Below are 23,036 nucleotides of genomic sequence, written 5' to 3'. Positions count from 1 at the left end.
ATCGTGAAGAGGCTGTGGCGCAGCACGCTACGGATCGGGGTGGTGCTGGCCTGTCTCACCGGGGTGGACGTCGCCATGGCAGCACCCGCGCACGCGGCGTTCGCCACCGAGCTCAGCGGTCTGCCGGAGCGGTTCACGGCGGGCGGGCAGGCGGCGACGGTGTCCGCCGTGGTGTCCCGCGACGATCCCGGCGGCTGCCTGAAGGTCCGCTGGTCGTTGCTGCTCGCGGTGCAGGGGCTGCGCCTCGATCAGGTGCGGGTGGACCGGATCGAGGAGACCGGCTCGTTCCCGGTGCAGGTGCGCATCGACGGTGACGTGGCCCGGTTGACCGACCGGCAACTGGACCCGGGCACGCTCTGCCAAGGGCGTACGGTGACCGCCCAGTACCGGATCAGCTTCGCCGCGGATGCGGCGCAGGGCCGGGTGAGCCTGGCCGCCGAGGCGTACGACCGCAACCTGCGGCTGCTGTCGCGCCAGACGGCGACGCGCGAGGTGATCGGCCGGGCTGCGGTGGCGCCACCCACCACGGCGGCGCCGACACCGAGTTCGGTGCCGACGGTGGACCCGACCGACGAGCCGACCGAGGTGCCGACGGTGGATCCGGTCGACGAGGACTTCGACGCCGCCGACGAGGCGGACGCGGGCGCTGCGGCCGAGCCGCCGGCGGCCGGCGCGGCCGGCAACCAGGTTTCGCAGTCCGGCACCGGGATCGGCCTGACCGAGGCCGCCTTCCTGCTCGGTGGACTCTTGCTCTTCCTCGGTGTCGGTCTGCTCATGCGGCTGCGGCAGTTGACCCGCGATCCGGAGGTGACCGAACCCGCGACCGTCACCGTCGGCCCGGGACGGGCCGGGGAGTGGGAACGGCCGCCCGGCGAGTGGGAACAGCCGCCGGACCGACGGCGCTGGCGGACGGTGCCCCGCTGAGCAGGTGTCCGGTGGTGTCGGTGGCCGACCGGGCCGTCACGGGGCCCAGTCGGGGTCGCGGCCGAAGGCGGCGATGAGCCGGTCCTGTTCGTCGGCCTCGGTGGGAACACCCACCTCGGCGCGGACCAGGCCGTTGCTCCGGTAGGTGTCGACCTCCCCGGCGAACCAGCGGGCGCACTCGGCGACGGCCTCGGCGTCCAGCTTCGGATCGGCGCCGATCGCCACGGCGAGGTCCCAGCCGTGTACGAGGTGTTCGGCGATCAGTTGACGCAGGTACTCCTCGGCCGGGGTGTCGCCGGCCGACAGGTGCACGGTGGCGTCCCGCGCTCCCGGGCGGGTGGCGGCCAACTCGGCCTGCGCCGCCGCGTCGCGGGCGGCCTCGACCGGGTCCGCGCCGAGTTGGTCACCGTCGTACCGGTCGCCGACTTCGGCGATGGTCCGCCCGGCGAGCAGGGCGACGCTCCAGCGGTCCTCGCCGACCACGTGGTTGACCAGCGTTCGGACGTCCCAGTCGGCGCACGGGGTGGGCGCCGACCATTGTCCGGGGGCGACAAGCGGCACCCGGTCGGCGAACTCGGCCACGCTGCGCCGGTACGTTTCCAGCAGGTCCATGGCGTCATTGTGGCGGCCAGGAGCGCCGCCGGTGACCGGTTCGCGGGCTCAGTCCAGTTGTGTCGGGTCGAGCCCGAGTTCCCGGGCGGCCACCAGGCGTACCCATTCGGCGAACTGCCGGCGGGAGATCACCCGCTCGTGCACCGCGAGTTGCACCGCCAGGCCGTCCATCACCGCGCTGATCCGCCACGCCGCGCCGGCCGGGTCCGCGCACTCGAAGACCCCCTCGCGTACGCCGTCGGAGATGACCGCGGCGAGGTCCTGCCGCCAGCGCAGGTCCAGGCGGCGGGACAACTTCTCCAGTTCGGGGGTACGCAGTGACTCCGACCAGCCGTCGATCCACATCGACCAGGAGGTGGGCCGCCCGGTCGGGGTGTAGAGCCGCAGGATGCGCCGCAGTTTGGTCAGCGGCGGGGCGTTGGACCGGGTGATCGCGTCCAGCCGGGCCAGATCCTGCTCGACGGCGTAGGCGAACGCCTGCGCGAGCAGGCGTTCCTTGGTGGCGAAGTGGTAGAAGACCAGTGCCTGACTCACCCCGGCGGCCTGCGCCACGTCCGCCGTGCGGGTGTTCGCCAATCCGCGCTGCGCAATCACGTCACACGCGGTGCGTAGCAGGGCATCCAGGCGGATTTCAGCCGCACGTCTCGTCACGTCCGTCACCGTAGCCCATCGAAGCGGATACGGCCTGTCACCAAAGCCCGGTAGATCCATCTTGCGACAGTCGGACACCAGACAATTGTTCGTGGGGAATTTTCTCGTTCGGCATTCACCTTCCCGACCTGCGCGGCAAGCCCACCTACCCATCCTCCTAGGAAGCCCGGCGGTGGAGGTTTCCGACACGGGCGGAGCGTTTCTGACTCGCCGGAGGGCGGTACCCGATTTGGCAACCGTTCCATGGCTCGGCTAAAGTTCTCATCCGTCACCGGAGAACGCGCCGGGGGCACGCGGACGTAGCGCAGCTGGTAGCGCATCACCTTGCCAAGGTGAGGGTCGCGGGTTCGAATCCCGTCGTCCGCTCGGAGCTGCCGCCACGCTTGACGGGGGCAACCTCGGTGGGGTGGCCGAGAGGCGAGGCAACGGCCTGCAAAGCCGTGTACGCGGGTTCAAATCCCGTCCCCACCTCGGACAACAGCAAGGGCGATTGGCGCAGTGGGAGCGCGCTTCCTTGACACGGAAGAGGTCACTGGTTCAAACCCAGTATCGCCCACCAGATGATTTGACGACGAAGCCCGTCACCGGACAACGGTGACGGGCTTCGTCGTTTTCGCGCAGCCGCCGACTCTTTCCTCCGCTCGTCGTTGACGGCCCTTTAGTCAGTCCTGCATAGTCAGTACTGACTAAAGGAGGTGGCGTGGAGCGCCGACGCAAGGTTCCCAACCCGCTGGCCCTGGCCGTGCTCGCCTGGCTGCTCTGGGAGCCCATGCATCCGTACGAGTTGGGGCGGCGGCTCAAGCAGTCCGGCCAGGACCGGCAGATCCGCTACACCCGCAGCTCGCTGTACATGGTGATGGAGCAGCTCACCCGGGCGGGCTTCGTCGCACCACAGGAAACCGTCCGGGACAGTGCCCGACCCGAGCGGACCGTGTACGCGATCACCGACGAGGGCCGGCACGAGGTGCACGACTGGCTGCGTACGCTGCTCGCCCAGCCACGCCAGGAGTACCCGCACTTCGCCGTCGCGCTGTCCCTGCTGTCCCTGTTGCCGCCCGACGAGGCCGTCGAGGTGCTGCGCCGCCGTTCGGCGGCACTGGCCGGACAGATCGAGGAGACCCGGACCACCGTGGCCGAGGCCCGCGCCGACGGTCTCGCCTGGATCTACCTGGTCGAGGAGGAGTACACCATCGCCCTGCTGGAGGCGGAGCGGCGGTTCGTCGCCGACCTCATCGAGTCACTCAAGCAGCCGGACTACGCCAGGTCCTGGCAGGAAACCATGGGGGATCGAACATGACAGCTGTCCGTACCGCCCTGGTCGTCGGCGGCGGCATCGCCGGACCGGTGACCGCGATGGCCCTGCGCCGCGCCGGCATCGAAGCCACGGTGTACGAGGGCCGCCCGTCGGCCGCCGACGGCCTCGGCGTCACCCTGACCCTGGCCCCCAACGGGCTCGCCGCGCTGCGCGCCGTCGACGCCGAACAAGCAGTCCGGGAGGTCGGCCTGCCGATGCGCCGGACGGTGATCACCGACGGCCGTGGCGGGCTGATCGGCACCCTTCCGCACGTCGCGGTGGAGCCGGTCACCGTCGGTCTGTGGCGCGACGACCTGGCACGGGCCCTGCGCGAGCGGGCCGAGGCGCAGGGCGTGCCCATCGTGTACGGCAAGCGCCTCGTCGACGCCGAGTCGACAGCCGACGGGGTGCTGGCCCGGTTCGGTGACGGCTCGACCGCCACCGCCGACCTGCTGATCGGGGCCGACGGCATCCGCTCCCGGGTGCGTACCCTGATCGATCCGGCCGCCCCCGACCCGCAGGTGCTGCCGCTGCTCAACCTCGGCGGCGCCGCCCGGTACGCGGTCCCCGACGCGGACCCGGAGGCGATGTACCTGGTCTTCGGCTCCCGGGGTTTCTTCGGCTACTGGGTCGAGCCGGACGGCCGGACGGCCTGGTTCGCCAACGTGCCCGACCCGCGACCGACCACCTGGGCCGAGGCCAACCAGACCCCGCCGGAGCAGTGGCTGCACCGGCTGCGCGAGGTGTACGCCGACGACGTGCCGGCCCACCAGGTGCTCGCGCACACCGAGCCCGCCGACGTGGTGGCGATCGGGTCGATCGAGACCATGCCGTCGGTGCCGCACTGGTACCGCGACCGGATGGTCCTGGTCGGCGACGCGGTGCACGCCCCGTCACCCAGTTCCGGTCAGGGCGCATCGCTGGCCGTGGAGAGCGCCGTGCAGTTGGCGCGCTGCCTGCGCGACCATTCCGATCTGCCGACGGCGTTGACCGCCTACGAGCGGCTGCGCCGTCCACGGGTGGAGAAGGTCGTCCGCCGTGGTCGGCAGACCACCTCCACCAAGACGGCCGGACCGGTCGCGAAGCGGATGATGCGGATCATGATGCCGCTGGCGCTGCGTACCTTCCTCAACCCGGAACGGTCCCTCGGCGCCGAACAGCGGTACCGCATCGACTGGGACGCCCCGGTCAGCGCGGAGTTGGCGCAACGCTGACCGGCGGCGCTGCGGTCCGCGCCCGGACACGACGATGGCGGCCACCGACCTCGGTGACCGCCACCGTCGTTCTGGCCGCCCAGCCTGCTCGGCCGGTCAGCTTGCTTGGCCGCTGGTCACAGCGGCGGTGCGACGTCCCGACGCTCCTCGACGCGGCGGTACTCCACCGGCTCCTCGGTCGTGGCGACCACCTCACGCCGGCGTCCCCAGACGAGCGTGGTCATGATCAGGCCGACCACACCGGCTGCCATCAGAATCCAGCCGACGACGTCCAGGTCCAGACCGCCGATGCTGGCGTTGAGCGCGAAGGTGAGGATGGCGCCCACCGCGAGCAGAAAAATACTGGTGCCGATACCCATGACAGCCTCCTTTTTCCGGGGATGCGGTGTGCTGTCGAAGGGCTCTGTACCCCGGCGGTGACCGGCGCAATCACCCGCACTGTGGGGTGCCCGCTCGGGCGATCTTGTCATCGGGTACAGTTGGCGCGTCCCCGGCGGTGCCGGGGCAGGCGGACGTAGCGCAGCTGGTAGCGCATCACCTTGCCAAGGTGAGGGTCGCGGGTTCGAATCCCGTCGTCCGCTCGCGATTCGCCCACACCCGATCGGGTGTGGCGGTCACCACGGGCGATTGGCGCAGTGGGAGCGCGCTTCCTTGACACGGAAGAGGTCACTGGTTCAAACCCAGTATCGCCCACCAGCACGCCACCTCCGGCGCGAGTGATTCGCATTCTGCCGGGCGCTAAGCCTGAGCCGAAATGATCGATCGGGCTGCCAGACTTCCCGCATGGGCACCCCGGCATTCGTTCGTTCGTCACCCTACTGGCCGGTGGTCCGGCACCGGATCCTGCGGCGACTGCTGCCAGGATTCGCGCTGTCGTACCTCGGGGAGGGGATGGCGCTGCTGGCGGTCAGCTGGCTGGCCATCCAGTTGGCGCCCCGGGCGAACGCCGGTGTCTGGGTGGCCGCCGCGGTCGCCGCGTACACGCTGCCGGGTGCGCTCGGCACCGTGCTGTTCGCCCGGCTGCTCAGTGGGCGCAGCGGGGCTCAGCTTGCCGCTTGGGACGCGGTCCTCCGGGCGGTGATGCTCGGGGCGATCCCCGTCGTCCACCTCGCCGGGGCCCTCGACATCAGGTGGTTCACGCTGCTGCTCGGGTGCTCCGCACTGCTGCGCTCGTGGGGGTCGGCGGGCCGGTTCACCCTCATCGCCGAGCTGCTGCCGGTCGAGCACCGGCTGGCGGGCAACGCGCTCATCGGACTGTTCAGCGAGGCGTCGACGCTGATCGGGCCGGCCCTGGCGGCACTGCTCATCGCGGCCGCCGGGCCGGTGCTCGTCATCGCCGTCGCCGCCGGCACGTACGCCGTCCTCGCGGTCAGCTACCTGATCGCCGTGCCGAGGACGGCCCGGGCCCCCATCGAGCAGCGGCAGGCATCGAGCCTCGCCGGCTTCGCCGCGATCTGGCGCGATCGGCCGCTGCTCGGACTGTCCACGCTGACCTTCGGGTTCTTCTTCCTCTACGGGCCCGTGCAGGTGGCGTTGCCGATCCACGTCGCCGAGTCGCTCGGCAACTCCGCCGGCACCCTGGCCGCGTTCTGGACGGCGTTCGGCGCCGGGGCGCTGATCGGCGGATTCGCCGCCGGCTACCTGCGCCGTTGGCGGCTGTGGCCGACCATCATTGCCATCGTCGTCGGCTGGGGTGCGGCACTGCTGCCCCTGGGACTCGGCGCACCGACAGGCGTGGCCCTGGTCGCCATCGCGATCGGCGGGCTGATCTGGGCACCGTACCCGGCCGCCACGATGGCGTTGCTGCAACGCAGCACCGACGGTGCCGGCCGAGCACCTGTCCTCGCCGCGTACGCCGCGATTGCGACGCTGTCCGTACCGCTGGGCACCATCACCGCCGGGCCGTTGATCACCGGCATCGGTGCCGAGTTCACCATCCTGGCCGCAGCGGTGCTGACGGTGGCCTTCGGCGTCATCGCCGCGGCGATCGCGATCTGGCGGGCCGTCAAGGGCCGGGCCGTGCAGGACCCTGCCGTGCAGGATCGAGCCGACCTCGCCGGCCGTCAGCTGGACCCGGAGCTGCTGCCGTGACCGGCCGGGCCACCAGGACTACCGGTCGTCCCGGCCGGTGACAGCGAGAGCGAGCAGGCCCTGATCCAGGCCGACCAGCAGAGTGTCACCGACGGTGCAGCAGGCCAGGGCCGGGTGGTAGACGGGGATCGTACGGACCGTCCGGCCGGTCATCGGATCCCAGATGCGCACCGTACGGTCGCGGCTGGTCGAGGCCAGCAGGTCCCGACCCTCGACCTGGATCAGGCTCAGCCCGGTGACCGCGGCGCTGTGCCCGGTGAACCAACGGACCGGCTGCCCCCACTCGGCGTCCCACATCCGGATGGCATGGTCGGCGCTGCCCGACACCAACATCCGCCGGCCGGCCACCGTGATGCCGCACAACGCGGTCACCGCGTCCTGGTGGCCCTGCTGAACCCAGACGGGAGTGTCCCCGCCGCCCCACAACATCACCGTGCCACTCTTGTCCGCCGACGCGAGCGCCTCGATGCCGGGCCAGCTGACCGTGGCGAGTGCGGTCACCCAGGCATGCGTGACATGGCCGAGCAGCACCGTGCGTACGGCACCGGTGTGTGGATGCCACAGCCGGACCGCCTGGTCGTCGCCGGCGGAGGCGATCAGGGTCTCACCGTTGATGACGATCGGGCAGACCGCAGCCACCTCGCCGTAGTGTTCCCGCATCTCCAGCCCCTGCGCGCCGTCGCGGACGTCCCATCCGACGACGGCACAGTCGTCCTGGGCGGTGAACAGCAGCGGCTCCTCCTCGTCGGCGACCGCGCACATGGCGTTGACGGTGCCGCCCGGGGTGTTGAATTCCTGCAGGCGTTCGCCGGTGTGCACGTCCCAGAACCGCACCAGGCCGTCGGTGCCACCGGCGGCGACCAGCGGCCGTTCACCGGGCAGTTGGCAGAGCGCGCTCACCGGGGCGAACCTGTCCTGGTCGGCGACGGTGCCCGGCTGACCGCCGGCCGGATCCCACAACCGTACGGTGCCGTCGTCCCCGGCGGTCGCCAGCATCCGCTGCTCCGCGGTGCGCAGCTCGCACACCGCGCGGATCCAGCTCGCATGTCCCCGTAGGCTCGGCCGGCTCGTCCAGGTCGGCACCTCCCACAGCCGGATCAGTCCGTCCTCACCGGTGGAGACCAGCAGGCAACCATCGTCGACGTCGATGGTGCACAGGTCGGTGACCGGCCCACCGGTCTCCAGAAGTTGGACGCACCGGCCGGTGAACGGATCCCACAGGCGGACGGTGCCGTCGTAGCCGCCCGAGGCGAGCAGGGTGCCGCCGGGCGCGCGCACCGCGTAGAGGGTCGTCGCCCAGCCGGCATGTCCGGGGATGGTCAGCGTCGGCTCGACACCGGCGGTCGGCTCCCAGATCCGGATCATTCCGTCGAAGCCGGTGGAGGCGAGCAGGTGACGTCCGTCGGCGGGGACGTAGGTCACGGCGGTGGCCCAGCCGATGTGCCCGGTCAGCTCGTACCGCTGGATGCCGCTGGCGGGATCCCAGATTCGTACCGTCCGGTCGTCGCCGGCCGAGGCGAGCAGGTCGCCCCCGGGCAGCGGAATGGTGCAGATGTTGCGTACCCAGTCGTGGTGTCCGCGCAGTTCGTGTCGGCGCTGGCCGGTCCGTGGCTCCCACAGGCCCACCGTGCCGTCATGGCTGGCCGTGGCGAGCAGGGTCTCGCCGGCGCTGGTCCGAACGGCGCAGACGCCGCGGACGGTGTCGTCGTGACAGTTGAAGACCGACTCGGCCTGGTTGGTCAGCGGATCCCAGAGCCGAACGGTGCCGTCGTCACCGACGGAGGCGAGCAGCCGCCGACCGTCGACCTCGATGGCGGCGACGTCGTAGACGGCCTGCGAGTGCCCGTCGAGCACGCTGCGTTCCTGCCGGGGCGGGGTGTGCGCCCACCGGGCCCGGTAGGGCGCGCCGTCGGCGCCGATGCCGCTGTCGAGACTGTCGAGGCGGTCGACCACCGAGAAGAGCGCGGCCCGCTCGGCGGGCTCCGCGGCCACCGCCAACGGCGTACGTCGCAGCAACCGCGCCCGGGACTGCGCTCGCGGGGACATCGGGGCCTGGGCGGTGTCGACGACGGTGAGCAGCCGATCCAGATGCGCGTGCAGCAGGTAGTCCCCGTCGGCGAGTAGCCGCTCGACGAGTCCGGCCCGAGCGGCGTGCTGGGGCAGCGAACGCAGGAGGTAGTCCGGCGCGGACGCCCAGCCGGTGTCAGCGGCCAGGTCGAGCCAGGCCGACACCAGGCGGCGCTGGTCGTCGCGTCGGACGCCCTGCTGGTCCCGGTCGGCCAGCAGCGCATCGTTGAGTGCCTGGTGGAACAGCCGGTACGCGGGCTGCGTGCCGCCGCCGGTCTCGACCAGGAAGTTCGCCGCAGAACCGCGGGCGAACAGGGCGAGCTGCTCAGCCGTGGCCGTACCGCCCAGCGCCGTTACCGCCGCCTGCCACAGCGGCAACGGCAGCCCTGGCGCCTCGGCGTACGCCAGGGCTGTCAGCGCCAGGCGGGCGGAGGTCGAACCGGCCGCCGGAAGTCCGGCGAGGTAGGCGTCCAGCGCGTGGGCCACCGTGGCGGTGAACGACACCGAGGCCGGATCGACCGCCGACGTGTCGCGCAGCGCGTGTGCCCGCGCGACCAGTCCGGCAACGAGGAAATTGCCCTTGGCCAGGGCGGCGATGCGTCGGGCGAGCGGGGCTGCCACCCCCGCATCGGCGTACGGGTTGGCCGCGCGCTCGGCGCCGAGCAGTTGCAGGGTCGCCTGGGCGTAGTTCACCAGGTCGGACTCGGCGAAGTACTCGGGCGTGTCCAGATCGATCAGTTCCGTGTTCTCGCCGAAGCAGGCGATCAGGTCGCCCTGGTCGTCGCGGCGTCGGGTGCCGACCACCACCCGGAATCCGTACGGGCCGCAGTCACGGGCCAGCGGCAGCAGGATCTCGTCGACGATCCGGCGGGCGTGGCCGGGGTCGGCGGCCTCGTCGAGTGCGTCGATGACCAGGGCGAAGCGGCTGCCCCGCCGCATCAGGCGGTCGCGTACGGCCGAGACCAGGTCGGCAGGGGTGTCCGGCAGGTCGACGGCGGCGGCGCGGGCGATCTCGGTCGCCACCTCGATGGCGGTCTTGCCCTTCGCGTGCACGGCGCAGGAGACGGACCCGAGGGTGGCGCGCACAGCGACGTCGTCCTCCGGCAGGCTCGCCCGGATCTGTTGGTCGGCGGTGGTGACGATGCGCCCCAGAGCAGCTGACTTGCCCACGCCGGGTGAGCCGGTGACGAGCAGCGGTCGGGTGACCGGAGTTGGCTGGTCGATCCAGTCGACGATACGTCGCAACGCGGTGGTCCGGCCGCGGAAACGGGCACCGCCCTCGGTGTCGACCGCCACCCCGCGGGCGCGGGGCAACCAGTGCCGCCCTGCCTCGCCGTCGGTGCGTAACGCCCAACCCCAGGCGGAGAGGGCGGCGTCGTCGGCGTCGGCGACCTGCCATGCGGACAGCGTGGCGAGCTTCATCTCGGGTAGCTGTTCGTCGGCGTGATACAGGGTCACGGCCTGGCCCTTGCCCTGGCCGTCGGCGGAGACCACGATGCCGACCACGGCCTGGTACTCCGGCGACCAGAGCGCTCCACCGCTGAACCCCTTGGTCAGCGCGCCATCCGCACCACTGTCGATCATGATGTGTCCCCAGCCGCCGATTTTGGTGACGGTGCCGATGGCCGGGGTGCCGCCGGCTATGGCGGTGGGAAAGCCGTACGTCCAGAAGGGCCGCTCCACCAGCGGCTTCGGGTCCAGGCACCGCAGCCGTGCGGGTGCGACGGTGGCGGGAACCGGCTCGACCAGTTCCAGGACGACCACGTCGATGTGAGCGGCCCGCTGGCCGTCGTGCAGGCACTGTCCGACCTTGCGGCGATCGAAGTATCCGACCTTAGGGGCGAGCGGGAAGGCGACCCAGAGGTCGTTGTGGAGGGTGCCGTCGGCGGCGAATGCGACGTGGTGGCAGGTGAGAACCAGGTTGCTGTCGATGACGATGCCGGTGCCGATCGGCGTGTGGGGGTTGCCTTCCCGGTACAGGGCCACCGCCCACGGGCTGCCGTCAGGGGCTGCTGTCACGGGCCACCGGATCCGTCAGTGCCGCGGGCCGGTGCCGCGTTCCAACGCGCTGTCGGCGGACCAGGCGAGGGTGACCTCGAAATTCGCCTCGCCGGTGGCCTTGGCGACCACCCAGCTCGCCGTGCCGGTCGCCTTGATTCCGAAGCGCACCTCGACGGAATCCGGGGCGACGGTCTTCGCGTGTTCCAACAGTTCCTTCGCGGCGGCGATCGCCGGGGCTGCGGATTCTCGGACCCAGCCGGCGACATCACCCACACCGGCGGGTCGAAAACCGGCCGGCGGGTCGACCTCGATCAACGCGACAGTTTGGTCATCGACCTGGTAGCGGACCACCTCAGACTGCACCGATCACCTCCGTGGCGGTTTTTTGCGGAACGGGCAGGAGAGGGTCTGCTGCCGGCCGATTACCGGCAGCCTCTCGCCGACCAGCCATGCTGCCGTCTGTCCTTGCCGTTTGGCAACGGTCGGCTGCCCGAGTAGCTGCCGCCGCCCCGAACAGGTGTTTGAGGCACCCCGCCCACGCTGGGCCACTGAAGATCCACTCAACCGCGCTGTCGGTTATTGGCAGCCGGATTGGTGACCTTGCGCTTACCGGGGACCGTCGGCAGAATCGGCCCGGACGCGAGGCCGCCTCGCTGTGCAATCCGCCCCCGAGTTTTAGATCATCACCGTCAACGTGGTGAAGGCTCGTCCCTCAGAGGAGCATCCGCATGTCGGAAAAGGAACTGACGCTCGTTGACCGGTGCATTCTCATCACGCTGATGATCAAAGCGACTCCGCTGCCGCAGACCTATCTCACCAACGTCGCCGGAATCGGCATCAAACCCGATCACCGCCGTCGGTTGGAGTCACTCGACCTCATCGAGGTGACGCCCAAGCCGAGGATCATCCTGGAGTTGACCGACAAGGGCTGGGAGCGGGCTGCCCAGGAGTTGGGCGCCGAGCCGCCGGCGAGGGCGGGTACGACGGGCGGGACGCTCTACGTCGTACTGGACTTCCTCCGCCGGCTGATCGACCACTCGAACGTCCGCGCCGACGACCTGTTCCGGTTGCAGATCAAGGCAGACGAGGTCACCCCGGCGCCGGTAGCGGCCACCGCTGCTGTTGCGGCGGACGCGGCCACCCTGGTGCGGCAGGCGTACCACCGGTTGGCCGGGCAGCCCGGCGACTACGTCATGCTCGCCGACCTGCGGGCCGCGTTGGGTGACCTGTCCCGGGCCGAGGTCGACGCCGCCCTGATCCAGCTCAACCAGGAACGCACCGTCCACCTGGTGCCGGAATCCAACCAGAAGGTGCTCCGACCCCAGGAACGGGCCGCCGCGGTGAACATCGGCAACCAGGACAAGCACCTCATCGCCATCTCGTCATGACCACCGAGCAGGAACGGCGGGCGCTGACCGCGCTGCGGTTCAACTGGGCCCCGACCCCGGACGACGTCTGGAAGCCGGCACCGTTCCATGTGGAGGCGCTGCACCAGGACGTGCTCCGGACCGTGCTGGACAGCTTCGCCGAGGCGGACCGCAGCGCCGACTCCAGCCCGGTGGGGGTCGCCGTTCTGGGCCAACGCGGCACTGGCAAGACCCACCTGCTCGGCACGGTGCGCCAGGAGGTGCAGCAGCGTGGTGGCTTCTTCTTCCTGGTCGAGCTGTTGGAGGCGCGCGCGTTCTGGCACAGCACCGCGATGTCGATCCTGGCCGGCCTCGCTCGGCCGATGCCGGACGGCACGACCCAGTTGCGGACGTTCCTGCGCCGGCTGGCGGACCGGACCGACGCCCCCCGGACGGTACGCCGGGCGGTCACCGGGGAGACCGAGCTCAGTCGGCCCGCCCTCGACGCCTTCGTCGACCTGATCCGCAAGGCGAACCGCCCGGTCGGCACCGAGTGCCAGGACACCCTGCGGGCGTTGGTGCTGTACGCCGCGGAGTCGTCGGATCTTGAAGATCTCGGTTACGACTTCCTCTCCTCCAGCGACGAGGAGGAGCCGGGCACCCGGGCCGCCTGGGGCCTGCGGCGTAACCGGCGTGCCCCGCAGGAGGTGGTACGGGACGCGTCGCGGCTGCTGGCCATGGTGGCGCCGACGGTGATCGCGGTCGACCAGATCGACCTGATGGTCGCCCAGTCCGTGAAGGCGACAAACCAGGAAGTCCGCGGAGACATCGACTGGCAGACCTCGTTGTTGCTCGAACAGGTGGCCAGCGGTCTGATGGCGCTGCGCGAAACCACCAAACGCTCGCTGTCCGTGGTGTCCTGTCTGCCGCAGACCTGGCGAGACGTCAAGGAACAGGCCACCGACACCGTCCAGGATCGATTCCGCGAAGCCGCCCCGCTCAAGGAGATCCCCTCCGTGGAGGTCGGTCGGGAGTTGGTCGCCAAACGGTTCGCGGTGCTCTTCGAGGAGGTGGCGTTCTCGCCGCCGTACCCCACCTGGCCGGTGCACCCCGACGCGTTCGCCGAGGTCGTCGGGTTCACGCCGCGGGAACTACTGCGGCGCATCGACACGCACGTGCGGGCCTGCCTGACGACCGGCGAGGTACGCGAACTGCGGCACCTGCTGCACGACACGGCCGCTCGGGCGATCACCGTGTCCGAGGTGTCGCCGGTCGGCGCCCGTGGGGCCGACGATTTCGTCAAAATCGACTCGCGGTACGCGGAGCTGATCGCCGGGGCGGACCCGGAATCCGCCTTGACCCAGCAGGCCGAGGACGTGCGGGTACCGGGGTTGCTCAAGGCCGGATTGACCGCATGGATCGCCGGGCAGGGCAACGCTGTCGACACCTTCAGCCTCGACCCCATTGCGGTAGGCGGCAAACCTGCCCTGCACGCCCGGCTGCGACACAGCCTCGACGAGGAGAGCGAGGACGAGGAGCACTGGTCGTTCCGGGCGGTCTGCGCACCGCACCACATCGCCGCGCTCAACCGGATCCGCAACGCGATCACCGCCGCCGGGCTCACCGAGGGTGTCGCCAAGCGCAAGCTCTTCCTGCTGCGTACCCAGGAGTGGTCGCGCGGCGCTCGTACCCGTGAGGTGCTGGACGCCTTCGCTCGGGCCGGCGGCCGCACGATCTCCTTCCCTGCCGACGATGTCCGCCGTCTGATCGCCCTGGAACAGCTCGTCCAACACTTCGGGCTGGAGACGTTACGACCGTGGTTCGCCGACCGCCGGCCGGCCGCCGACATCACCTGTCTCCGCGAGGCGCTGGGCAGCGGCCCCGATGTGACGGCGGCAGACCCCCCGTCGATGGGGCCTGCCATCGCGACCCGGGACCCGGTCGGTGCGGCATCGCCGGACGGCGCTGTCGGTGCGGCACTGCCCGACGACGCTGTCGGTGCGGCGTCGCTGTCATCCGGGTTGCCCGATATGGCGGAACAGCCGGTCAAGGCGCCATCGGGCGCCGTCTCCAGCGGGGTCCGGGCACCATCGGTGCCCGGACCGGGTCTGCCTGCAGGTGGTCATCAACCCGTGGCCGGCGTGGATCCGGAGCAGGTGGACGTCGGTGTCGTGCCGGGTCGACCCGACCCGCTACGGGTCGGACTCGAATCACTGCGCCGGCATACGGTGATCTTCGCTGGCTCCGGGTCCGGCAAGACCGTACTGATTCGCCGGATAGTGGAGGAATGCGCCCTACGCGGTGTGTCCGCCATCGTTCTCGACCCGAACAACGACCTGGCCCGGCTCGGCGAGGCATGGCCCGCAGCGCCGTCCGGCTGGGGGCCGGACGACCCGGACCGAGCTGCGGCCTACCTGTCCGGCACGGACGTGGTGATCTGGACGCCGGGGCGGCAGGCGGGTCGACCACTGGCTTTCCAGCCGCTGCCGAGGTTCACCGACGTGCTCGACGACCCGGACGGGTTCACCGCGGCGGTGAACGCCGCGGTGGCCACGCTCGCCCCGCACGCCCGGGTCGACGGGGGCACCGACAAGGCTCGGCTCGGTCGGGCCGTGCTGCGTGAGGCGTTGATCAGTTACGCCCGGACCGGCGCCAATGACCTACGTGAGTTCACCGAGGTACTCAACGATCTGCCGGACGGGGTGAGCCAACTCGACGGTGCCCCGAAGCTGGCGGCGGGCATGGCGCAACTGCTCAAGGCCGCGCTGATCAACGACCCGCTCTTCGGCGGCGCCGGTACGCCGGTCGACCCCGGTGAGTTGCTGACTGCGCCGCCGGGCCGACGCGCCCGAGTGTCTGTGATCAGTTTCGTCGGGTTGCCCGAGGAACATCAGCGGCAGAGCTTCGTCAACCAACTGCAACTCGCCCTGTTCACCTGGATCAAACGCCATCCGGCCGGTGATCGGCCGCTGGGCGGGCTCTTCGTGATGGACGAGGCCCAGACCCTCGCGCCCTCCGGTGCGAACACGGCGTGCACCCAGAGCACGCTTGCCCTGACCTCGCAGGCCCGCAAGTACGGGCTCGGACTGGTCTTTGCCACCCAGGCACCGAAGGCGCTGCACAACCAGATACCGGGGAACGCCGCCACCCAGTTCTACGGCCTGCTGACCGTGCCGGTGCAGATCGAGGCGGCCCGGGACGTGGCCAGGGCCAAGGGCGCCGACCTCGCCGACATCGGCAAGATGCGTACGGGTCAGTTCTACGCCGCGGTCGAGGGCGGCCGGTTCGTCAAGATGCAGGCTCCGATGTGCCTGAGCCACCACCCGCGTAGTCCGTTGACCACCGAGGAGGTCGTCCACCGGGCAGCCAACCCGCCGACCGTACGGTAGGCGGGCCCTGCGGTTGGTGGTGCACCGGCTGCCGGAGGGCTCCGGCCGGCGGTTCACCGGCTGGTGGAGCCTCCGGCTGGTGCGGGCAGGGCGAACCGCCAGCCGTCGGCCAGTAGTGGTGGGATGACGAGGTCGACGGCGTCGACGGTCTGGCTGCGGTCGCCGCCGCCGTCGTGCAGCAGCACCACCGCGCCGGGGGTGACGCCCTCGGTGAGGCGGCGGGCCAACTCGTCGGTGCCGGGTGGCACCCAGTCGGTCACGGCCAACTGCCAGCCCATCGGCCGCATCCCCAACGCGGTCGCCACGGTCGGGCTCTGACCCCAGGCGCCGTACGGGGCCCGGAAGTAGGGCAGTGGCGCCTGCGGCACGGCCCGGCGGATGACCGCGTTGGTTTCCAGCAGGTCTGAGGCGATCCGGCCGGGGGTCCAGTCGCTCATGTCGTCGTGATGCATGCTGTGGTTGCCCAGCGCGTGCCCGGCGGCGACGATCCGACGGACCAGGTCCGGGTGGCTCGCGGCCTGATCGCCCTGCAGGAAGAACAGCGCCGGCACACCGTGGGCGGCGAGCACGTCGAGCAGGCGTGGGGTGTGCACCGGATGCGGTCCGTCGTCGAAGGTGAGACAGAGGACGCGGTCGGTGCCGATCGTCGCTTCGGGGCAGGCCGGGACGCCCGGCATGGAATTGTTGTGCCGCGCGGTCATCGGGGGTGCGGTGTGCGGGGACATCGGTCAGCCCTTTTGGTGGTAGGTGGCGTGGTCGAAGTCGGCGTAGTGGCCGTCGCCGCCGATGTCCTGCACCCAGAGGCCGAGTAGGGCGCCGGTGAAGCCCCAGGCGGCGGGTTCCCCGTCGACGATCTGGGCTGCGTGCTCGTCGGAGAGGATGGTGGCGTCGAGGGTGACGGGCAGTTCTCGCCAGCCGTCGCCGAGGTCGTACGCGAAGTGCAACGCCGGGCCGTCGAATCTCACCCGTAGCCCGACCCGGCGGGCGCCGCCGGTGTCGATCGTGAGTTCGGGGTACGCGGTGCGTCGTCCGCTGTCGCAGCTGAGCAGCTCCAGCACGGTCCGCCCGTCGTCGGCCCGGGTCAGATACAGATAGTGCCAGTTCTGGGTGTTGTAGTAGCCGGTGATGCCGGCCAGGTGACGGTGGTTTCCCGGGTCGAACTCGACGACCGTCTCCAGCGAGCAGCGTGGCGCACCGACCCGCCGCGCCACCAGGCTCGGCGTCTGCTTGCCGACCGGCGACTGACCTCCGTAGACGCGTAGATGCGAGGGGCGCGACCGCAGGTCGATCCAGTCGTCGGTGGCGGGCCGGCGCAGGGTCGACCACCAACTGGCCAGGTCCGGCGCGTCGAAGTGGTCGGTGGCCGGTTCGTCGGGCCACGGATGGGCCGGCAGGTCGGGGGCGGCGATCTCGTCGGCCGGGATGCCGCCGGGGATCCGAGGCCAGCCGCCGGGGGACCATTCGACCTTCTGCAGGGCGGTTTCCCGGCCGAGGACGCAGTTGCCCAGCGGGGTGTAGGGGCGGCCGACCAGGTGGGCGAGGTACCACTCGCCGTGCTGGGTGCGGACCAGGCTGCCATGGCCGGCCTTCTGCAGGGTGAGGTCCGGTCGGCCCACCGAGGTGAGCAGCGGCCCGGCCGGGTCGACCTCGTACGGCCCGAACAGCTCACGCGAGCGCGCGACCGTGACCTGGTGTTCCCAGCTGGTCCCGCCCTCGGCGGTGACCAGCCAGTACCACCCGTCGTGGCGGTAGATGTGCGGTGCCTCGGTCAGGCCGACCTCGGTGCCGGTGAAGATGAGTCGGGTCGGGCCGACCAGTTGCCGGCGGTCGGGATCGTACTGCTGGATCTCGATGCCGCCGAAGCGGTTGCGGCCGGGACGCCAGTCGGCGCTCATGGCCAGCAGCCACACCGTGCCGTCGTCGTCGTGGAACAGTGAGGCGTCGAAGCCGTGCGAGTGCAGCCGGACCGGATCCGACCAGGGGCCGGTGATGGCCGGTGCGGTGGTGAGGAAGTTCTGGGCGTCCCAGTAGCCGCTGGCGAAGCTGGCCACGTCGCTGTAGACGAGGTGGAACAGCCCGTCGTGCCAGGTGAGGTCGGGCGCCCAGATGCCGTTGGAGTCGCCGCAGCCGCGCAGGTCGAGCAGTCGGCGTTCGGTGACGATGCCGCCCAGCGCCCGCCAGTGGACGAGGTCTCTGGAGTGGTGTACGCGTACCCCCGGGTACCACTCGAAGGTCGAGGTGGCCAGGTAGTAGTCGTCACCGACCCGCAGAATGGACGGGTCTGGATGAAAGCCGGGGAGCACGGGATTGCGGATCGACCGGGTGGTCGTCACGTCTGCGGTCTCGGTCGACATGTTCGACTCCTTCAGGCTCTGATCCCGGACTACTTCCGGAAAATTCGCCGTTGGACACGCCAGGATTGCCCTCACGGTATCGGCTGGAGTCTCCTTGCGACACCCCTCTTGACCGCGTGTGTCAACGCGTCGTAACGTGCCGGCCATCACCTCGAAAATACCGGCATCAGGCTGAAACTTTCGGGTTGCCGACTGGCCTCTCGCCGATTGTGGTGTTGCGCGCGCACGTCACATGGTTGAAGGGATGAGGCATGACAACGCACATTTCGCGCAGATCGCTGCTCGGCCTGGCTGGTGCGGGTGTCGGCGCGGTGCTGCTCGGCGGTTGTGCGGACGACGAGCCCACCGGCCTGACCAGTCCACAACAGATCGACTGGTGGCACATCCAGAACACCGATCCCATGCTGCCGGTGTGGGCCGAGATGGCGCGGTTGTACCAGACCCGGCACGACAAGATCACCATCGAGGTGAAGCCGCTGGAGAACGAGGTGTTCAAGGCGGAGCTGGCCAAGGTCACCAAGGCGGGCTCGCCGCCGGACCTGTTCCAGTCCTGGGGTGGTGGCCTGCTGCGCGAACAGGCCGAGGCGGGGTTGGTCAAGGACATCACCTCGGAGGTGTCGCCGTGGATCGGCCAACTGCTGCCGGCCGCGTTGCAGCCGTACACGGTCGACGGTCGGATCTACGGCATTCCGTTCGACATCGGCATGATCGGTTTCTGGTACAACCGTGACCTCTTCGCCGAGGCCGGCATCACCTCGCCGCCGACCACCTGGGCCCAGTTGCTGACCACGGTGCAGAAGCTCAAGTCCGCAGGCATCGTGCCCATCGCGTTGGCCGGCAAGGACAAGTGGCCCGGGCACTACTACTGGGCGTACCTGGCGATGCGGATCGGTGGCCTGGGCGCGCTGCGGCAGGCGGCCGAGGACGGCAACTTCAACACCCCGGACTTCGTGGCGGCCGGCGAGCACTTCCGCCAGCTGATCGACCTGCAGCCGTTCCAGCCGGGCTTCCGGCGCGCCGAGTACGGGTCGTCGGACGGGCAGGCCGCGGCGATGGGCAACGGCGAGGCGGCCATGGAGTTGATGGGCCAGTGGGCCCCCTCCATCCAGGCGTCGTCGTCGACCAGCAAGCTCGGCATCGGCGGGCAACTCGGCTTTTTCACCTTCCCGACGGTGGAGGGTGGCAAGGGTGAGGCCACCGACGCCTTCGGCGGTGGCAACGGCTTCGCGGTTGGCCGCAACGCACCACCGGCCACAGTGGATTTCCTGCGGTCGCTGCTGCGGTCGGAGAACCAGCGTTGGGCGGCGGAGACCGGCGCGGTGCTGCCCACCAACCTGGCGGCCGTCGGTCGGATCAAGGACCCGAACAACCAGGTGGTCGCGGCGCATCTGGCCGTCGCGAGTGGGTTCCAGCTCTATCTCGACCAGGCTTTCCCGCCGGCTGTCGGCGAGCAGATCAACAAGAGCGTCGCCGATCTGATCGTCGGTTCCAAGAAGCCGGAGCAGATCGTCAAGGACATCACCCGAGTAGCGCAGAAGCAGTAGTGGTGTCCGTCGGCCGACGGCCGGCAAGGAAAATGTGAGCAAGAGGGAGGGCCGCGTGGGTGCCAACGACAACCGCACGGTGACCATCGCGGCGATCGCCCGTCTGGCCGGGGTGTCGGTGCCGACGGTGTCGCGGGTGATCAATGGTCGTTCGGATGTGGCTCCGCAGACGCGTCAGCGGGTGGAGGAGTTGCTGTCGCGGCACGGCTATCGGCGTCGGCCGCCGAGCATGCGGGCGAGTTCGGGGTTGGTGGATCTGGTTTTCAACGACCTGGACAGTCCGTGGGCGGTGGAGATCATCCGCGGGGTCGAGGACGTGGCGCACGCCGCGGGGGTGGGCACGGTGGTCTCCGCCATCCACCGCCGTACGTCGTCTGCCAAGCAGTGGCTGGACAACATCCGGACCCGGTCCACCGAGGGGGTCATCTTCGTAACCTCCACCCTTGAGCCACCGCAGCAGGCCGAGTTGCGTCGGCTCAACATCCCCGTGGTGATCGTCGACCCGGCCGGTGTCCCCTCCCAGGACGCGCCGACCATCGGCGCCACCAACTGGGCGGGCAGCCTGCGCGCCACCGAGTACCTGATCGGTCTCGGGCACCGGCGGATCGGGTTCATCGCCGGACTGCCGCAGCTGATGTGCAGTCGGGCCCGGATGGACGGCTACCGGGCCGCCCTGGAAGCCGCCGGACTGCCGATCGACGACCGGTTGATCCAGCCCGGCAACTTCTACCACGAGGCCGGGTTCGCGGGCGGGGCACGGTTGCTGGCGCTGGCGGATCCGCCGACGGCGATCTTCGCGTCGAGCGACCAGATGGCGTTGGGCGTCTACGAGGCGGTACGGCAACGCGGGCTGCGGATGCCCGGCGACATCAGCGTGGTCGGCTTCGACGACCTGCCCGAGGTGCGCTGGTGCTCGCCGCCGCTGACCACCGTGCGTCAACCGTTGGCCCAGATGGGGATGCTGGCCGCGCGTACGGTGCTGCGGCTGGCCAAGGGGGAGAAGGTGGAGAGCCCGCGGGTGGAACTGGCCACCGAACTCGTGATCCGGGACAGTGCGGCACCGCCCAAGGTCTGACCTTGCCGGGGGAGGCACGGCAGCAGCCCGACCGCTGCCGTGCGATGGCCGTTGGCCCGATGTGAATTGCACCAATTACCGGTAGGCGGCTGGAATTTCTCGGCACTAGGGTAGGGGAGGCAGCCGGCAGCCCGTCCCGGCCGCTCCTCGTCGCCGCGCGGGCTGTCGCCGTACCGGTTGGGAGTGCTGTGGCTGCCAGAGAGACCCGCAAAGTCACCATCTCCGTGATCGCCGACCTGGCCGGGGTGTCGGTGCCGACGGTGTCGCGGGTGATCAATGGTCGTTCGGATGTGGCTCCGCAGACGCGTCAGCGGGTGGAGGAGTTGCTGTCGCGGCACGGCTATCGGCGTCGGCCGCCGAGTATGCGGGCGAGTTCGGGGTTGGTGGATCTGGTTTTCAACGACCTGGACAGTCCGTGGGCGGTGGAGATCATCCGCGGGGTCGAGGACGTGGCGCACGGCGCCGGGGTGGGCACGGTGGTCTCCGCCATCCACCGCCAGAACACCTCCGCGGAACAGTGGCTCGACGGCATGCGGCGGCGTGGCACCGAGGGGGTCATCTTCGTGACCTCGATGGTGGAGCCGCCGCTGCAGGCCGAGTTGCGTCGGCTCGACGTGCCCGTGGTGATCGTCGACGCGGACGGGCTGCCGGCCCAGGAGGCGCCGACGATCGGTGCCGCCAACTGGGCCGGTGGCCTGCGCGCCACCGAGTACCTGATCGGCCTGGGGCATCGGCGGATCGGGTTCATCGCCGGGCCGCCGCAGTTGATGTGCAGCCGGGCCCGGATGGACGGTTACCGGGCCGCCCTGGAGGCCGCCGGGATCGCCTTCGACGAGGCACTCATCTGCCCCGGCGACTTCTACCACGAGGCGGGCTTCGTCGGTGGCGGGCGGCTGCTGGGGCTGGCGGATCCGCCGACGGCGATCTTCGCGTCGAGCGACCAGATGGCGTTGGGCGTCTACGAGGCCGTACGACGGCGGGGGCTGCGCATTCCGGACGACATCAGCGTGGTCGGCTTCGACGACCTGCCCGAGGTGCGCTGGTGCTCGCCCCCGCTGACCACCGTGCGTCAACCGCTGAGCGAGATGGGGATGCTGGCCGCGCGTACGGTGCTGCGGCTGGCCAAGGGGGAGAAGGTGGAGAGCCCTCGGGTGGAGTTGGCCACTGAACTCGTCATCCGGGACAGCGCCGCCCCGGCGGCATAGCAATCTACCGATAATTTTCCGGAAGCTGTTGACCGACGTATCGGCCGCAGTCGACGATGGAGTCGGTCACCCGTTCTCGTAACGAAGTGATCAGGTGGTCGCCCGCCGTGCCCGCGGCACCGCCGAACCTGGCCCGCGTCGACCGGACAACTGATCGTCCGGCCGGCGCGGGCACCCTCGTTCTGCCGTCGGCAGATCCGCTCACGGCGAACCGGTCTCCCGCCCGTGCGCAAGCGACGGCAGGGTGGCGCTATGCGACTGCTGATGCTGGGTGGGACGGGATTCGTCGGCGGGGCCACGGTCCGGGAAGCGTTGACTCGTGGCTGGTCGGTGACGGTGTTCAACCGGGGGCGGCACGGGACTGCGCCGGCGGGCGTACGACGGCTGGTGGGTGATCGTCTCGCTCCCGACGGGCTGGCCGCCCTCGCCGACGGCGAGTGGGACCTGGTCGTCGACACCTGGGACGGCGCACCCAGGGCGGCGCGGACGGTGGCGCGGCTGCTGGACGGTCGGATCGGCCACTACGTCTACGTCTCCAGCGGCTCCGTCTACGCCCCGCCGGTGCCGGTCGGGGTGACCGAGCAGAGCCCAGTGGTGGACGCCGACCCGGATGCCACCGAGGGCGACTACGCGCAGTTGAAGGCCGGCGCCGAACGGGCCCTGCGCGAGGTGTTCGGCGAGCGCGTGCTGCTGGCCCGGGCCGGGCTGATCCTCGGTCCCGGCGAGGACATCGGTCGGCTGCCGTGGTGGCTCAGTCGCATCGCGCATGGCGGCGACGTGCTGGCACCCGGACCCGCGGACCTGCCGGTGCAGTACATCGACGTCCGGGACCTGGCCGGCTTCCTGCTGGACGCCGGCAGCGCACACCGCGCCGGGCCGGTCAACGTGGTCGGTCGGCCGGGGTCGGCCACCTTCGGCGAACTGCTCGACGCCTGTCGTGCCGCCACGGGTGCCGACGCCCGGCTGCGCTGGGTCGAGCCGGAGCGCATCCTCGCCGCCGGGGTGGTGCCGTGGAACGACCTGCCGATCTGGATCCCGCCGGGCCACGAATGGCGGTGGATCCAGGAGAAGGACGTCACCCGCGCGTACGCCGACGGACTGCGCTGTCGGCCACTGGCCGACACGGTGGCCGACACCTGGTCGTGGTTGCGTCGGGTCGGCGAACTGCCGTCCCGGGCCGGTCGTCCGGCCCGGCCGCCGGTCGGTCTCGACCCGCAGCGGGAGGCCGCCCTGCTCGCCACGCTCACTGCGGACCGGACCGGGTAGCCG

Annotated in this window: 17 protein-coding genes and 5 tRNA genes; 15 read left to right on the top strand and 7 right to left on the bottom strand. The window is 70.5% G+C overall.

The genetic code is table 11. The features are described from left to right. Nucleotides 1–3 precede the first annotated feature (3 nt). Nucleotides 4–924 carry a hypothetical protein gene (locus tag JMF97_RS00310; RefSeq protein ID WP_203219705.1) on the top strand — a complete coding sequence of 307 codons (921 nt, stop codon included), beginning with the start codon at nucleotides 4–6 and terminating at the stop codon, nucleotides 922–924. Between the two features lie 36 nt (nucleotides 925–960). Here JMF97_RS00310 and JMF97_RS00305 read toward each other — a convergent pair whose 3' ends face one another. Both JMF97_RS00305 and JMF97_RS00300 read right to left on the bottom strand, forming a co-directional pair. Then, nucleotides 961–1,536, bottom strand: a complete 576-nt coding sequence (locus JMF97_RS00305; RefSeq protein ID WP_203219704.1) for a TIGR03086 family metal-binding protein — start codon at nucleotides 1,534–1,536, stop codon at nucleotides 961–963. A 48-nt stretch (nucleotides 1,537–1,584) separates the two neighbouring features. Next, nucleotides 1,585–2,187, bottom strand: coding sequence for a TetR/AcrR family transcriptional regulator (locus JMF97_RS00300; RefSeq protein ID WP_043723486.1), 603 nt, complete (start codon nucleotides 2,185–2,187; stop codon nucleotides 1,585–1,587). A gap of 293 nt (nucleotides 2,188–2,480) precedes the next feature. Here JMF97_RS00300 and JMF97_RS00295 point away from each other — a divergent pair. The 5 genes from JMF97_RS00295 to JMF97_RS00275 all read left to right on the top strand — a co-directional run bounded on the left by JMF97_RS00295 (nucleotide 2,481) and on the right by JMF97_RS00275 (nucleotide 4,695). Further along, a tRNA-Gly gene (locus tag JMF97_RS00295) sits at nucleotides 2,481–2,553 on the top strand. 34 nt (nucleotides 2,554–2,587) lie between these two features. Continuing rightward, nucleotides 2,588–2,658: transfer RNA gene (locus tag JMF97_RS00290), tRNA-Cys, on the top strand. A gap of 13 nt (nucleotides 2,659–2,671) precedes the next feature. Further along, a tRNA-Val gene (locus JMF97_RS00285) sits at nucleotides 2,672–2,746 on the top strand. Nucleotides 2,747–2,887: 141 nt separating this feature from the next. Then, nucleotides 2,888–3,484 (top strand): PadR family transcriptional regulator, encoded by a 597-nt coding sequence (locus tag JMF97_RS00280; RefSeq protein WP_203219703.1) that lies wholly within the window; start codon nucleotides 2,888–2,890, stop codon nucleotides 3,482–3,484. Further along, complete coding sequence (locus JMF97_RS00275) at nucleotides 3,481–4,695, top strand: FAD-dependent monooxygenase (protein WP_203219702.1); 1,215 nt, start codon at nucleotides 3,481–3,483, stop codon at nucleotides 4,693–4,695. Before JMF97_RS00280 ends, JMF97_RS00275 begins: the two co-directional genes overlap by 4 nt. A 116-nt stretch (nucleotides 4,696–4,811) precedes the next feature. Here the strand turns inward: JMF97_RS00275 and JMF97_RS00270 are convergent, their stop codons facing one another. Beyond that, on the bottom strand, nucleotides 4,812–5,054 hold the full coding sequence (locus JMF97_RS00270) for a DUF6458 family protein (protein WP_013732390.1): 243 nt from the start codon (nucleotides 5,052–5,054) through the stop codon (nucleotides 4,812–4,814). A gap of 149 nt (nucleotides 5,055–5,203) precedes the next feature. Between JMF97_RS00270 and JMF97_RS00265 the strand changes: the two genes are divergently transcribed. The 3 genes from JMF97_RS00265 (at nucleotide 5,204) to JMF97_RS00255 (ending at nucleotide 6,786) form a co-directional block, all read left to right on the top strand. Then, a tRNA-Gly gene (locus JMF97_RS00265) sits at nucleotides 5,204–5,276 on the top strand. A 40-nt stretch (nucleotides 5,277–5,316) separates the two neighbouring features. Next, nucleotides 5,317–5,391, top strand: a tRNA-Val gene (locus tag JMF97_RS00260). An 87-nt stretch (nucleotides 5,392–5,478) separates the two neighbouring features. Further along, a complete protein-coding gene (locus JMF97_RS00255; RefSeq protein WP_203219701.1) occupies nucleotides 5,479–6,786 on the top strand; it encodes an MFS transporter in 1,308 nt (435 codons plus the stop codon). Nucleotides 6,787–6,804: 18 nt separating this feature from the next. On the opposite strand, the gene JMF97_RS00250 is transcribed toward JMF97_RS00255, so the two are convergent. Both JMF97_RS00250 and JMF97_RS00245 read right to left on the bottom strand, forming a co-directional pair. After that, the gene (locus JMF97_RS00250; RefSeq protein ID WP_203219700.1) at nucleotides 6,805–10,872 is read right to left on the bottom strand and encodes a WD40 repeat domain-containing protein; all 4,068 of its coding nucleotides are present in this window, start codon (nucleotides 10,870–10,872) and stop codon (nucleotides 6,805–6,807) included. A 15-nt stretch (nucleotides 10,873–10,887) separates the two neighbouring features. Then, nucleotides 10,888–11,217 (bottom strand): CU044_2847 family protein, encoded by a 330-nt coding sequence (locus JMF97_RS00245; protein WP_203219699.1) that lies wholly within the window; start codon nucleotides 11,215–11,217, stop codon nucleotides 10,888–10,890. Between the two features lie 365 nt (nucleotides 11,218–11,582). Between JMF97_RS00245 and JMF97_RS00240 the strand changes: the two genes are divergently transcribed. Next, nucleotides 11,583–12,242, top strand: a complete 660-nt coding sequence (locus JMF97_RS00240; RefSeq protein WP_203219698.1) for a hypothetical protein — start codon at nucleotides 11,583–11,585, stop codon at nucleotides 12,240–12,242. Next, a complete protein-coding gene (locus JMF97_RS00235; protein WP_203219697.1) occupies nucleotides 12,239–15,589 on the top strand; it encodes a helicase HerA domain-containing protein in 3,351 nt (1,116 codons plus the stop codon). Before JMF97_RS00240 ends, JMF97_RS00235 begins: the two co-directional genes overlap by 4 nt. Nucleotides 15,590–15,642: 53 nt before the next feature. Here the strand turns inward: JMF97_RS00235 and JMF97_RS00230 are convergent, their stop codons facing one another. Then, a complete protein-coding gene (locus JMF97_RS00230; protein WP_238358474.1) occupies nucleotides 15,643–16,314 on the bottom strand; it encodes a polysaccharide deacetylase family protein in 672 nt (223 codons plus the stop codon). 3 nt (nucleotides 16,315–16,317) lie between these two features. Continuing rightward, nucleotides 16,318–17,943 (bottom strand): glycoside hydrolase family 43 protein, encoded by a 1,626-nt coding sequence (locus tag JMF97_RS00225; RefSeq protein ID WP_203219696.1) that lies wholly within the window; start codon nucleotides 17,941–17,943, stop codon nucleotides 16,318–16,320. 251 nt (nucleotides 17,944–18,194) lie between these two features. Between JMF97_RS00225 and JMF97_RS00220 the strand changes: the two genes are divergently transcribed. The 4 genes from JMF97_RS00220 (at nucleotide 18,195) to JMF97_RS00205 (ending at nucleotide 23,033) form a co-directional block, all read left to right on the top strand. Continuing rightward, nucleotides 18,195–19,487: an extracellular solute-binding protein gene (locus JMF97_RS00220; protein ID WP_203219695.1), complete on the top strand. Its 1,293-nt coding sequence runs from the start codon at nucleotides 18,195–18,197 to the stop codon at nucleotides 19,485–19,487. Nucleotides 19,488–19,542: 55 nt separating this feature from the next. Continuing rightward, complete coding sequence (locus tag JMF97_RS00215; RefSeq protein WP_126712248.1) at nucleotides 19,543–20,562, top strand: LacI family DNA-binding transcriptional regulator; 1,020 nt, start codon at nucleotides 19,543–19,545, stop codon at nucleotides 20,560–20,562. Between the two features lie 188 nt (nucleotides 20,563–20,750). Continuing rightward, nucleotides 20,751–21,767: a LacI family DNA-binding transcriptional regulator gene (locus JMF97_RS00210; protein ID WP_203219694.1), complete on the top strand. Its 1,017-nt coding sequence runs from the start codon at nucleotides 20,751–20,753 to the stop codon at nucleotides 21,765–21,767. Nucleotides 21,768–22,019: 252 nt separating this feature from the next. Beyond that, a complete protein-coding gene (locus JMF97_RS00205; protein ID WP_203219693.1) occupies nucleotides 22,020–23,033 on the top strand; it encodes an NAD-dependent epimerase/dehydratase family protein in 1,014 nt (337 codons plus the stop codon). Nucleotides 23,034–23,036 lie beyond the last annotated feature (3 nt).

The sequence above is a fragment of the Micromonospora fiedleri genome, assembly GCF_016774385.1.
Taxonomy (GTDB): domain Bacteria; phylum Actinomycetota; class Actinomycetes; order Mycobacteriales; family Micromonosporaceae; genus Micromonospora; species Micromonospora gifhornensis.
Note: the sequence above shows the minus strand (reverse complement) of the source record. Positions and strands in the feature narration are given on the sequence as shown.